Source organism: Alphaproteobacteria bacterium, from assembly GCA_016699735.1.
In the GTDB taxonomy this organism is placed as follows: Bacteria; Pseudomonadota; Alphaproteobacteria; order Micavibrionales; family Micavibrionaceae; genus JAGNKE01.
Map to the genome: position 1 here is coordinate 1,105,720 of CP065008.1, position 13,043 is coordinate 1,118,762.

Sequence of the window (13,043 nt, forward strand, 5' to 3'; positions counted from 1 at the left end):
TCACCTTACATATAAAGATATCTAGGGGGCCGATAAACCGTCGATCTCGCTCCGCGCCCGTGTGAATTCCTTCACAGCGGCAACCACCAGATTCGCGCAGGGCCGCTCATCCAGCGCCGCCATTTCGATCTGCGCCGCCAGCGTCCCGAGTTGCGAACAGCAGGCCGACCGCGCCGCGCCCTTCAGGCTGTGGGCGGTTTCGGCCAGCGCGATGAAATCCTTTTTGCTTTCCTCCGTCGCCAGTTTCGTGACCAGCGGATCGGTCAGCTTGATAAACGACCGCAGCATCTCGACCGCCCCGGCATCGAACGCGCCCATCTGCGCGCTCACGCAGGAATGATCGAGGGCCGGAGCGGCCTTTGAACTGTGGTACTGGGTAGCCTGTATGGGCCGGCTGCCCGTGCCGTTTTCTCCCTCCGCATTATCGCCCAGCGCACCCCAGCGGATCAGAAGCCGCCGCAACTGCCCCAGCGTCACGGGCTTGACCAGCGATTCGTCGAACCCGTGCGCCAGATAGGCTTCGCGCCCCGTCATCTGGATATCCGCAGTCAGGACCACGACCGGAAGCCGTGCTCCGGTGCTGGTCTCGCGCCCGCGGATGGATTTTACCAGCGCATACCCGTCCATATCCGGCATATGCAGGTCGGTGATCAGAAGGGAAAAATCCTGACCCGAGAGTAAATCCAGCGCCTCCTGCCCGCTGCCCGCGAACGTCACCGCAACGCCGAGCTTCTCGCACTGCCGGCGCAGGATATCGCGCACACTCTCGGTGTCCTCTGCGATCAGAACCCGCACGGACTCGGAAAGCACGGGCGCTATGCGCTTTCGGACCTGCGCGGCCTCGGCCACAGCCTTGCCCAGACCGATGCGGCTGGCGGGTTTCGTCAGGTAGGTGGCGCCAAGAGTTTTCAGCGACTGAGCCAGTCCGGGATCGTCGCGCACCGTATACATCAACAGCCCCAGACCCGGCCGCGCCGCGTAGAGCTCCTGCAAAAGATTGAGGCCGATCCCGTCGGGCAGGCTCTGATCGACGATGGCCACATCGAACATGATTTTTTTCGCCAGAGACAGCCCTTCCTCATAGGTTGGGCAGCTTTCGACTTTCGCCCCCATCGAGCGCAGGGACGTGGCGATTTCCTTGGAGCCCTGCGGATGGCTGTCCACCGAAAGAACGCTCACCCCGTCCAGATCGGGCAGGCTTTGGGGGTTGAGCGCAACGCCGACTTCCTGCGTCGGAATTTCGAACCAGAAGGTCGATCCCGCGCCTTCCTCGCTGACGACGCCGATCCGCCCGCCCATAAGCTCGACCAGCTTCTTGCAGATCGAAAGACCAAGCCCTGTCCCGCCCTTTTTTCGCGTTGTGGGCTGCTCCCCCTGTACGAAGGGCTGGAACAGGCGCGATTGAACGGCGCTGCTGATCCCCGGCCCGGTATCGGACACTTCGAACCGCAGGGCGATTCCGCCTGCCGATGCGCTCAGGACATGGGTCTGGCGCGTGACGCGGACCTTGATCGTCCCCTGCTGCGTGAATTTGAGGGCATTGGCGCACAAATTCATGATGATTTGACGCAGACGCCTTGGATCGCCGATAATGACGGCCGGAATATCGTCGGGAATCTCGTCCAGAAGCCGGACTTTGGGGTTTTTGTTATGAATATTCAGCGCCTCCAGAATTCCGCGCACCAGCAAACGCACCGGAACCTCGAAACGGTCAAGCTCCATCCGGTGTGCGTCCATCTTCAGGATATCCAGAACGTCATCGAGGATTTCGAGCAGATGGCTGGCCGAACCCTTGGCCGTATCCGCCATCGTTTTCACCCGCTCCTGATCCGGCTCCCCGCAGATCAGCTCCAGCATCCCGTAAACCGTTTGCAACGGGGTGCGGATTTCATGGCTGACCATCGCCAGAAAATCGGATTTCATCTCGGCCAGGTCGCGGGCCTCCTGCGCGGCGCGCTTCAGGTCTTCGAAACTCTGGTCGGGGAAGAAATCTTTGCGGTCGGACATGGAAAGAATTCAGGGCGGGAAAGTGATGAAAAGATTGAAAATACTCAAGCAATCCTATAGTAAATCAAGGTCCATGACTATGAAGCAGTGGTTAATTTAAACGGAATTTATACACGAAAGGCAAAAAAATGGGTTACAAGGTGGCAGTGGTCGGCGCAACGGGAAATGTCGGGATGGAAATCCTGAAGATTCTCGATGAGCGCAAGTTTCCGATCGACGATATTGTCGCGCTGGCGTCAAGCCGGTCCGCGGGCAAGGAAGTCTCTTTCGGCGACAAGACCCTGAAGGTCCGCGACCTCGCGACATTTGATTTCAAGGGCATCGACATCGCCCTGTCTTCGCCCGGTGGCAAGGTGTCCGCCGAATATTCGCCCAAGGCCGCGAAGGCCGGGGCCGTGGTGATCGACAACACCAGCTACTGGCGGATGGACCCGGACGTGCCCCTGATCGTGCCGGAGGTCAACCCGCACGCCATCAAGGATCACACGAAGAAGAACATCATCGCCAACCCCAACTGCTCGACGATCCAGATGGTCGTGGCGCTCAAGCCCATTCATGACTTCGCAAAGATCAAGCGCGTCGTCGTCTCGACCTACCAGTCCGTTTCAGGAACCGGAAAGGCGGCGATGGATGAGCTGTTTGACCAGACCAAGGGTATTTATATGAATCAGGCGGCCAACCCGACGATCTACCCCAAGCAGATCGCCTTTAACCTGATCCCGCAGATCGACGTCTTCATGGATGACGGCAAGACCAAGGAAGAATGGAAGATGGTCGTGGAAACCAAAAAAATACTCGATCCGAGCATCAAGGTCTGTTCGCATTGCGTCCGCGTGCCCGTCTTTATCAGCCATTCCGAAATGGTCAACGTGGAATGTGAGCGCGAAATCACCGCCGATCAGGCGCGTGACCTCTGGCGCGAATTCGAAGGCGTCACGGTCATTGACGATGGCTCCGAGGGTGTGCAGTACGCCACCCCGCTCGAAGTGCAGGGCGAGGACGATGTCTTCGTCAGCCGCATCCGCGAGGATGAAACGGTCGATAGCGGCCTCAGCTTCTGGTGCGTCTCGGATAATCTCCGCAAGGGCGCGGCCCTCAACGCGGTTCAGATCGCTGAGCTGTTGACCCGGAAAAGCGCGAAGGCGGCAGCCTAAAAAGAGAGTTTATTTTCAGTGAGTTAGGGATGCGGAAAGATTGCTTTTGCTTTCCGTAAAGCCTCTTTGCTATAGTGAAAGACATTATTAAAGAACAAGACTAAGCTTAGACCAAGGGGTGTTCAAATGGCCGATAGACCTGTGAGATGTTTGGTGACTTTGCCTGGTGTGCCGGGTGGAGTAAGGGTTCCCGTCTGGGTTTCCAGAGAAGAGTGCTTCGCCCTCCGCGAGGGGCAGAGGGTCGGTGGAAATATCCGAAGAGAACAGCAGCGTCAGGACCGGCAGGATCAAACAAACCAGACAAGAGAAGACGTACGCCGAAGAAACGAGGAAATAAGAGAGCAGCGTGAAATTGAAGGCGCTGCCAAAAGACGGGCAGGAACCCCTGAAGGAGCTCTCGATAGAATCGAAAGAAATCTTGATGCGGTTCTCCCGGTTCATATTCGTGTTCAGGGCGATAAGCCTTCGGAACTTGTGGACTTCATGCAGAAAAGTCTGGCCGCCATGAATTATACGAGTGCAAGCGGCGCAGCCCCGAACGGGATCGCGGACCCTGATTTCCTTCGTGATCTCAATGGCTTTATCATGGCCAAACAAAAAGAACCCAATTTTCAGGATCTCTCGACTATAAGTGAGATCAGCCAATTATCAGGCCGCCATGTGCAGGCCATAGTAGATTCGCTCAGGGATCAGGGAATTATGACGGGAAAGACGCGACCTTTCTTAAGGAACTGGCGCAAGGGCTCCGGGAAATAGATAACACCGATTTGCGGAAGGACGCCAACAAGCTCGATCCCACAGGCGCCAGAGCGAAGCCGTCAGGCCTGACGGACACGGAGATCAATCGGACTCCGGCGGTACCGCCCGTACGCCCGTGACCGTCTAGATCGACAGAACCATGAAAGTCTAGCGGATCACGAACCTGTATTTACTCGCGTTTTGTCTCTGTTCCTACGCCCCGTTACTGCTGACGGCTGTGCTGTATCTCCGCTCCCGGCGCAAGCGTTTCGCCGCGCAGTATTTCAGGGATGCGCTCAAGCGTGGCGCCTCCTTCATCCCCTTCGCCGCTTTTATTTTTGTTCTTCCCTTGCCGCTTCTTCTCATCTTTGAAGCCGGACAGCTTCTCGGCGAGGAGGGGGGCATAAGTCTTGAAGGGCAGGAGCGCGTTCTGGCGTTCTGGGCCGCGCAATATCCCCTGACGCTGATTGTCTACCACACCCTGTCTGCGCGGATGCAGAAGGACGGCTTTTACGACTCACCGCGCCCATCCGTCCTGAAAGGAATGGCCCTCGATTGTCTCAAGCACTCTATCCTTCTGGGTCTAATCGTGGCCGTCCTTCTGGCCACCGACCAGAAGCCCCGCCCCGAAAGTCTGATGGAGTTAAAAAACACACTTTCACGAATGTTCACAGCTTCTTAATTCGGCTGGAGTAACTCAATAATTCGAATTTAAAAAAAGGCAAAGCGGAAAGCTCTCGAACGCTTGGCAGAGTTCCAAAAATCTTTTTATATTTCTATTTCTTGAGGCGATATTTGCATAAAACTCACCCTCTGCTGCATAAAAGTACTGTTTCTTATGTTGTCGCTCATTTCAGGATGCTCAGCGAAAACCGCAGCGCCTTCGGGGCTTTTTTTCAATAAGTCAGGCACGATGCTGCAGCGGGGATCGCCGGAAGCGGGCAGGGCGAAATTCATAACAAAAGCGGTTTCGTCGGGACGCAAAAAAGGCTCTTCCCTCTGCAACTCCGGGAAGGTCTCATAGGAAACCTTCCTCCATGCTTGCAGGATATCCTCAGCGGTTCGGGCATCGAGTGAGCCGCCATACTCATTTTTAACGGCTCTCTGAAAGCATTCGACCCCTCCCGCAATCTTTTCAATTCCGCGTGTTCGAAAATCGAACTGTCCGTCAACCTGAAGGGCTGTCGCCACGACCGCCATGACCCTGAGCAATCGCGGATCGTGAACATAGCCATCTGTGTGAAGAGTATTGAACATATCGATGAGATCGCCGGGTTTTGGATAATCCTGCTGTCCGCCTTTGCCAAGGAAACTTCGTGCCATCTTGAAAGCAAGGGACGCACTGGGGTCCTCTCGCCGCAGAAGGCTGGATTCTGAATTCGGATGCCCCCCGAAGGTTCGTGTTTTAAGCATACTGGGATCAAGGGTCAAAAGATCGACAACCAAATGGGATTCCAATGGCCTTTCAATCTCTACACCCGCAATCCCCTGCTGTTCAAGCACGCTGGCTATTCTCTCCTGCCCCAGAACGGCGTGAATTTCTTCCGGCTCAAAAGTTTTTTTGACCATCATACGGACATCATACTTATCCGGCAGGGTCACGGCACTCAGAAATCCCGCCTTCTGAGCCGCTGCCTGAGTCGCCCCGATCATCATATCCCTGTAGGTTGAAACACGACCCTGAGAGCGTTTCTTATTTTGAGGAATCGATAAAATCAGATCAAGATCGGTTGGCGGCTTATACGCATAGGTTTCGGCAAGCCCGTTATGCCAGTTATAATATGTGGCAGCAGACCCCGTGACAACCATATGCTCGCCGCGTTCGAAAGGGTTGGGAATATCCATGAAGGAATCGATCATCTCCGCCGCAAGATGACCCCTGAGAAATAACTTTAAGGAAGAATCCTTAAGGCGCACGTTTTCACCCCTAACGTATCGTATCTACTCAAAACTTAGCATATAAGAAAGTTGGATTTCAAAGCAAAGTTTTGAATTTTCGCCCTTTAGGCAGGAGCGGACAGCATCAATCCCGCAACAAATCAATCCCGAGCCTCAGCAGGATTTCATCGAGCCACTGCATCCACGGAATGAAATGCTCGCCCTTTTTCGGGCGGTTATGGTCAATCACAATGTCATGCTGCGCCATTTTGGTTTCGACCACCCGCTGAACCTCGGCGCGGATCGCGCTCATATCGAGCCCGTCGGTCGCCAGCGCATGAAGCTTGTCCAGCATCTCCTGCTCGGAGGGGTGCAAAATCCCGTCCTTGAAAGCCATCAGCCGCGCAAAATACAAAACCTGGCTGCGGTAATTCGGATCGTTGATATGCCGGAACAGATCGCCGACATCCTGGGCATGAACAAGGTCGCGCTCAAGCGTGGCGCGCTGTTCGTTCGTAAGGGACATCCGGTTGGCCAATGCGGAAACATAGGCCCGCTCCTCGTCCGTGACCACGCCGTCCGCATGGGCCATGGCGACAAGGCACCGCAGCATCGTGAATTTGCTGGCGCTTACCTGCGCCGGTTGGAATTTTGCCTGAGCCATGAGAGAAATCCTCCTAATACACAACAATGTATAACATTATGCATAATATGTCAAACCTAAAACGACTATACTGTGTATGCCTTTAAAAACCATTACCATATCCGCATATGCCGGATTGAATTCTGCGCCGCAGGCTTTATGATAAGCGGGCAGGCCGCCCTGCAACGCCATTTAATATTTCAGGCCAAACCATGTCAGACACCGCCAAAAAAGCCCCGCGCCCCCTCTCGCCGCACCTGCAGGTGTACCGCCTGCCGCTGACCGCGATCCTGTCGATCACCCACCGCATCACCGGGGTCGGGCTGTCTTTAGGCACCATCCTCGTCGCCGCCTTCCTTCTCGCCGCCGCGAACGGGGAGCAAAGCTACAATCTGGTGATGGGTCTGGCCTCCAGCCCCTTCGGCAAGGTCATCCTCTTCCTCTGGTCCGCCGCGCTTTACTATCATATGTGCAACGGCATCCGGCATATGTTCTGGGACACCGGGAAATTTCTGGAAAAAGAGGTCGCAATGCGGACGAACTACATCGTCCTGATGTTCGCTTTTATCCTCACCGCCGCGACATGGGCCTGCGCCTATCTAACGAATTAAGGGAAAGCAATCATGCCCATGCACACCGAAAAGGACCGTCTCAAATCGCCCCTCGCCAAGGCGCGGGGGCACGGCTCCGCCCATCACGGCGCCGAACACTGGCTGCACCAGAAAATCACGGCCCTCGCCAACATTCCACTCATTCTCTGGCTCGTCTGGTCGATCGTCAAGATGAAGGGCGCAACCTACGCGCAGTTCACCGCATGGCTGGCCGCGCCGCTCAACGCGGTGCTGATGATCCTGCTGATTATCTCGGTTCTGTATCATGCGCGGCTGGGCACGCAGGTCGTGGTTGAGGATTATATCTCGAACCCCTGTCTGCGGACCGCCAAGCTGATCGGCATCCGGCTGTTCTTCTTCGCCATCGGCGTGGCGTGTGTTTTTAGTGTGTTGAAGATTGCGTTTACGCATTAGTGGGCTAGCCAATGGAATCGCAAAGTCGCAAAGACACGAAGCTGACGGTGATTGATGGAACCATCGAAGCCCTGGCTTCAGAAATAGTCGATGCGGCGTTTAAAGTTCATGATTACTTTGGGTCAGGGATGCTGGAGAGCATATACGAAAAGGCTCTCTGCAAGGAGCTTGAGAAAAGAAAACTATCCTATGTAAAGCAAATGGGAATAACGCTCTTTTATGAAGGCGAGGATTTGGGCGAGGGATTTCGGGCGGATTTAGTCGTTGAGGACACAATCCTTCTTGAATTGAAAGCCTGTGAAAAGTTGCTGCCGATACATAGGGCACAAACACTCTCTTATATGCGTTTTGCCAATATGCCGCTCGGGTTCCTGGTAAATTTCAACGTGCCGCTGATTAAAAATGGAATTGTCAGAATCATTAATGATCGTTTTGATGCCCGTGGTTTTGAATCGCAAAGGCGCTAAGAGAACGAGAGTAGGGAAAAAGAATGACAAAAATGTATCGGCAAAGGCAAAAAAGGAAAATAAAAGGCTCTGACGCTTCGCGTCTTCGCGATTCAAAAGATTAAGAACTCAGACTGTAAGAAAAAGAGAACAATATGACCAAATCCTACACCATCATCGACCATGAATTTGACGTTGTCGTCGTCGGCGCGGGCGGCGCGGGCTTGCGCGCGGGCTTCGGCTGCGCGGAGCAGGGGCTGCACACCGCGATTATCTCCAAGGTTTTCCCGACCCGCTCCCACACCGTCGCGGCGCAGGGCGGCATCAGCGCAGCCCTCGCCAACATGGGCGAGGATGACTGGCGCTTTCACTTTTACGACACGATCAAGGGCTCCGACTGGCTCGGCGATCAGGACGCCATCGAATATATGTGCAAGGAGGCGATTCCCGCCGTCATCGAACTGGAGCATTACGGCGTCCCGTTCTCCCGCACACCCGAGGGCAAAATTTATCAGCGCCCCTTCGGCGGCATGACCACCCATTACGGCAAGGGCACGGCCCAGCGCACCTGCGCCGCCGCCGACCGCACGGGCCACGCGATGCTGCACACCCTCTATTCGCAGGCGCTCAAGAACCGCGCCGAATTCTTCATCGAATATTTCGCGCTCGACCTCATCATGACCGACGACGGCCAGTGCCTCGGCGTCATGGCGTGGGATTTGGATACCGGCGCCCTTCACCGCTTCCGCGCCCACCAGACGATTCTGGCCACCGGCGGCTATGGCCGCGCCTATTTCTCCTGCACCTCTGCCCATACCTGCACAGGCGACGGCGGCGGCATGGTCCTGCGGGCGGGCCTTCCGCTGCAGGATATGGAGTTCACGCAATTCCACCCCACCGGAATTTACGGCGCGGGCTGCCTGATTACCGAGGGCGTGCGCGGAGAGGGGGGCTATCTCACGAACTCCGAGGGCGAACGCTTCATGGAGCGTTACGCGCCCAGCGCGAAAGACCTCGCCTCCCGCGATGTCGTCTCCCGCTCGATGACGATTGAAATCCGCGAGGGACGCGGCGTTGGCCCGAAGAAGGACCATATCCACCTCAATCTCATGCATCTGGAGCCGGAGATCATCCACAACCGCCTGCCCGGCATCGCCGAAAGCGCAAGAATTTTCGCGGGCGTGGACGTCACCCGCGAACCCATACCCGTCCTGCCCACCGTGCATTACAATATGGGCGGCATTCCGACGAACGTGAAGACGGAGGTTGTCACCGCCACCAAGAAAAACCACAGCCAGGTCGTCCCCGGCCTCATGGCGATCGGGGAGGCGGCCTGCGTGTCTGTTCACGGCGCCAACCGCCTCGGCTCCAACTCTCTTCTTGATCTTGTCGTTTTCGGACGCGCCGCCGCCAAACGCTGCGGGGAGATCGTCACCCCCGGAACGCCGCACCCCGCCTTCAAGGGCGACGACGGCACAAAGGCCATCGAACGGCTCGACCGTTTCAGGAACGCGAAGGGCGGAACATCGACCGCGCACCTGCGCGACCGGATGCAACACACGATGCAAAACCATGCCGCCGTCTTCCGCACGGCCCAGACTCTGAACGAGGGCGTCGCGCTGATTAACGAGGCCTTCGCGGGCAGGGAGGATCTGGGCATCAAGGACCGCTCCATGATCTTCAACACCGATCTGGTCGAAACGCTGGAACTGGACAATTTGCTGGGCCAAGCCGTTGTCTCCCTTCATTCCGCCGCCAACCGCGAGGAATCGCGCGGCGCCCACGCACGGGAGGATTTCCCCGAACGCGACGATAAAAAATGGCTCAAGCACACGGCCACATGGATCGATTCCAGCGGCAAGACCCGCATCGATTACCGCCCCGTGACCCTCACCACCCTCACCGACGAGGTCGAGGCCGTGCCTCCCAAAGCCAGAGTTTACTAAGGTTTACTATAAAAACCTTGCCTTTTCCCGCCCGTTATGGGACATTAGGGAGTAAACCCCCTGAGGTTTTTCAGGGAGCGGGCTTTTACATTATTAGAATTAAAAAAAACGCAGAGCGCGGGATGGTTAAGAAACTCACACCGGACGAAGTGGACGCAACAGCGGACAGCCTCTACGCACTCGGAACCCGTTTAAGAGAAGAGGGAGACCTCAACGGCGCGTTCACTCTGGCGATTGCAGGTATGCGTATGGTCCGCAACGACATCGACCAGCGCCGCGAAAACGCGCATTTACTTGAAGAGGCCGAAACCGACGCCCTCACTGAACTCCCAAACCGCAAGGGCTTTTACCGGGCGATTCAGCACGAACTGGCCGAATCCACACGTATCCATGACATGGTGATTGCTCTGGCTTATGTGGACCTCGACGGGTTTAAGGAAATCAACGACCGCTTCGGCCATGAGAAGGGCGATGAAATACTGGTGGAGGTCGCGATGCGGCTTCAGGAGCATTTCCGCGATACGGACACGGTCTGCCGCATGGGCGGAGATGAAATGGTCATCATTATGCCCTACGACAATTCCGGCGATTTCAAAAATGCCCAGATCGCCCAAAAAGTGCGTAAGGCTCTGGACGGACTCTATGTCTGGGATGACGGACAGCCGAAAAAAGCCGGCGATGAACCGAGGACTCCGGGGCCGTACCCCATCGGAGCCAGCGTCGGAATATCCTCGTCCAACGAGGTGGCGGTCATGGCCCTCCAGACTCCCGAGGAAAAAATGGCCAAGATGTCACAGATCGCCGACGATCGGATGTATCGGGACAAATGGCGCGATGGCGTCCATACCCCCGCTGACAAGTATGAACTCTACCACCCCAAAATGGCAAGGCTCGAAACGCTTCGTGCCAGAGCGATCCTCCAACACCAAGGCGCGACCATCGACGGCCCCTTCGATCTGGATGTTTAAAAGACGCTAGTTGACCCCTACTTAGTGTTCCCTTTCCAATCCATCGTCACGGTCGCGTGTAAGGAATCTGGGAAGCTTAAGATTAGGATCGGTCAGGGGATCATGCCCCTCCCGGGTTAATTCCAGACCCAGATCAAAGTCCATCGGCTCATTTGCACCAATCCGATGAAGGCAATGATTGGCAAGATCCTGAACACGGTCCGTAAGTCTCATAAGTTTAGGGCTCACGCCCGTGTAACTCTCCCCGCGAGCGGCCTCATCAAAGAGGGTAAGACTCGTAGCAAAAGATTTACGAATACCTTCATAATGCGCGGACATATCTAAGGGCTGACCGGGAACACCCTCATCGCGTTCAATCTTACTCACCTCATAATGAAAACCCAAAGCATCCTCAAGCCTCTGGTCCTCCTGGAGGTCGGCATACGAAAACTCCCGGCGGTTGTAGTGATCCTCTTTATCGGCTTCCCCATTCTGCAGTCGATGCATGATATTCGAGGCCCGCACAGAATGCTGAAGCGCCAGGGCGGCCTGTACAATATCGGGTCGACCGAGATATTCGGAGTGGAGGCGCCCGATCATCGGGACATCACAGAAATTATGAATATCACACAGGCTCGCATCCTCAACGAAACCACGCGCCCTCTCCATAGTCTCCTTATCGATATTCATTTCTTCCATGGTCTTGAATAAAACGGACTGATCAAGAGCCACAACCTTCATAAGGTCGACCTGGCTATTATTTCCCATAATTTCAAGGGTTGGCCGAACTCCATCGTTAAGTGCCAAAACCATAGCGGCCATGACGACCTGTCGCTCGGAAATAAGAGCGCTTTCGTTAGGAGTGAAAATACCCAGATGGACCATCATGTCCTTATATGACCCCGAACACTGTTCTCTGAACTGCTCTAGGCTCGGATTAGCAGCATCCTGAAACGTTTTCATAAAATCACCCGTAAAATTTCTTCCCTGTTTAATAACTTGATAAACACTAAAAATCGCATATTTTGCGCTATCTTTGCAACTTTATTCTCCCTAAACGGCCTTTTTTACCTTCAGGGCTATACGGGGGCTTCACTTTTGCCCCTATTAGGACTACTTTCAGGGGGAAGAGAACGATTTCCCCAAGGCAACCCTCCCATGGCCGAACTATCCCTCCCCAAGAATTCCGTGGTCCGCAAGGGCGAACGCGTGGACGCCGCCAGTGGCGCCAAAAACCGCAAGACCTTCAGCGTCTACCGCTGGAATCCTGAGGAGATCGACGAAAAGGGCGAAGCCAAAAACCCCCGCATGGACGAGATCACCATCGACCTCGACAAATGCGGCCCGATGGTGCTGGACGCGCTGCTCTACATTAAAAATGAGGTCGATTCGACCCTGACCCTGCGCCGCTCCTGCCGGGAGGGGATCTGCGGCTCCTGCGCCATGAATATCGACGGCACGAATACCCTCGCATGTACGAAATCCATCGCCGACTGCAAGGGCGACGTGAAAATCACGCCCCTGCCGCATATGCCCGTCGTCAAGGATCTCGTGCCCGACCTGAATCATGCCTACGCGCAATATGCGGCCATCGAACCGTGGCTGAAGACCGACAGCCCGCCGCCCAACCGCGAACGCCTGCAGACGCCCGAACATTCCGATGCCCTGAATGGCGCGGACGGCCACGGCCCCGCCGGATGTATTCTCTGTTTCTGCTGCTCGACGTCCTGCCCGTCCTACTGGTGGAACGGCGACCGCTTCCTTGGCCCCGCTGTGCTGCTGCAGGCCTACCGCTGGATCGTGGACAGCCGCGACGAGGCCACGGGCGAAAGGCTGGACGCGCTCGAAGACCCGTTCCGCTTGTATCGCTGCCACACCATCATGAACTGCACGAACACCTGCCCGAAGGGTCTCAACCCCGCCAAGGCCATCGCCGAAATCAAGAAAATGATGGTGGAGCGGCTTTAAAGTTTTTCCTGCTTTTAGCCCTCCCTCAAGAGCATCCCCGCGCAAGCGGGAATCCAGAAAAGTTTATAACTACAGAGACAAACAGAGCAAGACAGAGACCGCTTGCAAGGAAATCTCTGTTTTTCTCTGCGGCCTCTGTAGTTTTTTAAAGCTTTGAGTCTTCGCGATTGAAATGAATTTTTCGTGGATATGGCTTTGAATCGCCAAGGCGCTAAGAGACCGAGGGAGCGGGAAAAACAAGACCACAAAAATTTTCAGGAGAGGGTAAAAAAGTTAAAAAAGTCTCTGACG

General features: G+C 55.6%; 13 protein-coding genes. 9 read left to right on the forward strand and 4 right to left on the reverse strand.

What is annotated here, in order from left to right; translation table 11 throughout:
• Positions 1–21: 21 nt before the first annotated feature.
• Positions 22–2,007: a response regulator gene (locus IPN28_05310; GenBank protein ID QQS58240.1), complete on the reverse strand. Its 1,986-nt coding sequence runs from the start codon at positions 2,005–2,007 to the stop codon at positions 22–24.
• A 128-nt stretch (positions 2,008–2,135) separates the two neighbouring features.
• Here IPN28_05310 and IPN28_05315 point away from each other — a divergent pair, with 128 nt between their 5' ends.
• The 3 genes from IPN28_05315 to IPN28_05325 all read left to right on the forward strand — a co-directional run bounded on the left by IPN28_05315 (position 2,136) and on the right by IPN28_05325 (position 4,581).
• The gene (locus IPN28_05315; GenBank protein ID QQS58241.1) at positions 2,136–3,161 is read left to right on the forward strand and encodes an aspartate-semialdehyde dehydrogenase; all 1,026 of its coding nucleotides are present in this window, start codon (positions 2,136–2,138) and stop codon (positions 3,159–3,161) included.
• Between the two features lie 126 nt (positions 3,162–3,287).
• Positions 3,288–3,917 carry a hypothetical protein gene (locus tag IPN28_05320; GenBank protein QQS58242.1) on the forward strand — a complete coding sequence of 210 codons (630 nt, stop codon included), beginning with the start codon at positions 3,288–3,290 and terminating at the stop codon, positions 3,915–3,917.
• Positions 3,918–4,137: 220 nt separating this feature from the next.
• Positions 4,138–4,581, forward strand: coding sequence for a hypothetical protein (locus IPN28_05325; protein ID QQS58243.1), 444 nt, complete (start codon positions 4,138–4,140; stop codon positions 4,579–4,581).
• A gap of 86 nt (positions 4,582–4,667) precedes the next feature.
• On the opposite strand, the gene IPN28_05330 is transcribed toward IPN28_05325, so the two are convergent.
• Positions 4,668–5,759 carry a hypothetical protein gene (locus IPN28_05330; protein QQS58244.1) on the reverse strand — a complete coding sequence of 364 codons (1,092 nt, stop codon included), beginning with the start codon at positions 5,757–5,759 and terminating at the stop codon, positions 4,668–4,670.
• A 163-nt stretch (positions 5,760–5,922) separates the two neighbouring features.
• Entirely contained in the window at positions 5,923–6,441 is a 519-nt protein-coding gene (locus IPN28_05335) for a TerB family tellurite resistance protein (protein QQS58245.1), read from the reverse strand.
• Positions 6,442–6,632: 191 nt separating this feature from the next.
• Here IPN28_05335 and sdhC point away from each other — a divergent pair, with 191 nt between their 5' ends.
• The 5 genes from sdhC (at position 6,633) to IPN28_05360 (ending at position 10,805) form a co-directional block, all read left to right on the forward strand.
• Positions 6,633–7,031, forward strand: a complete 399-nt coding sequence (gene sdhC / locus IPN28_05340; protein ID QQS58246.1) for a succinate dehydrogenase, cytochrome b556 subunit — start codon at positions 6,633–6,635, stop codon at positions 7,029–7,031.
• 12 nt (positions 7,032–7,043) lie between these two features.
• Positions 7,044–7,445: a succinate dehydrogenase, hydrophobic membrane anchor protein gene (gene sdhD / locus IPN28_05345; protein ID QQS58247.1), complete on the forward strand. Its 402-nt coding sequence runs from the start codon at positions 7,044–7,046 to the stop codon at positions 7,443–7,445.
• 11 nt (positions 7,446–7,456) lie between these two features.
• The gene (locus tag IPN28_05350; protein ID QQS58248.1) at positions 7,457–7,912 is read left to right on the forward strand and encodes a GxxExxY protein; all 456 of its coding nucleotides are present in this window, start codon (positions 7,457–7,459) and stop codon (positions 7,910–7,912) included.
• A gap of 134 nt (positions 7,913–8,046) precedes the next feature.
• On the forward strand, positions 8,047–9,837 hold the full coding sequence (locus IPN28_05355) for a succinate dehydrogenase flavoprotein subunit (GenBank protein ID QQS58249.1): 1,791 nt from the start codon (positions 8,047–8,049) through the stop codon (positions 9,835–9,837).
• Between the two features lie 122 nt (positions 9,838–9,959).
• Complete coding sequence (locus IPN28_05360; protein ID QQS58250.1) at positions 9,960–10,805, forward strand: GGDEF domain-containing protein; 846 nt, start codon at positions 9,960–9,962, stop codon at positions 10,803–10,805.
• 21 nt (positions 10,806–10,826) lie between these two features.
• Here the strand turns inward: IPN28_05360 and IPN28_05365 are convergent, their stop codons facing one another.
• Positions 10,827–11,747: a hypothetical protein gene (locus IPN28_05365; protein QQS58251.1), complete on the reverse strand. Its 921-nt coding sequence runs from the start codon at positions 11,745–11,747 to the stop codon at positions 10,827–10,829.
• A 195-nt stretch (positions 11,748–11,942) separates the two neighbouring features.
• Here IPN28_05365 and IPN28_05370 point away from each other — a divergent pair, with 195 nt between their 5' ends.
• Positions 11,943–12,752, forward strand: a complete 810-nt coding sequence (locus IPN28_05370; protein QQS58252.1) for a succinate dehydrogenase iron-sulfur subunit — start codon at positions 11,943–11,945, stop codon at positions 12,750–12,752.
• The last annotated feature ends 291 nt before the right edge of the window (positions 12,753–13,043 follow it).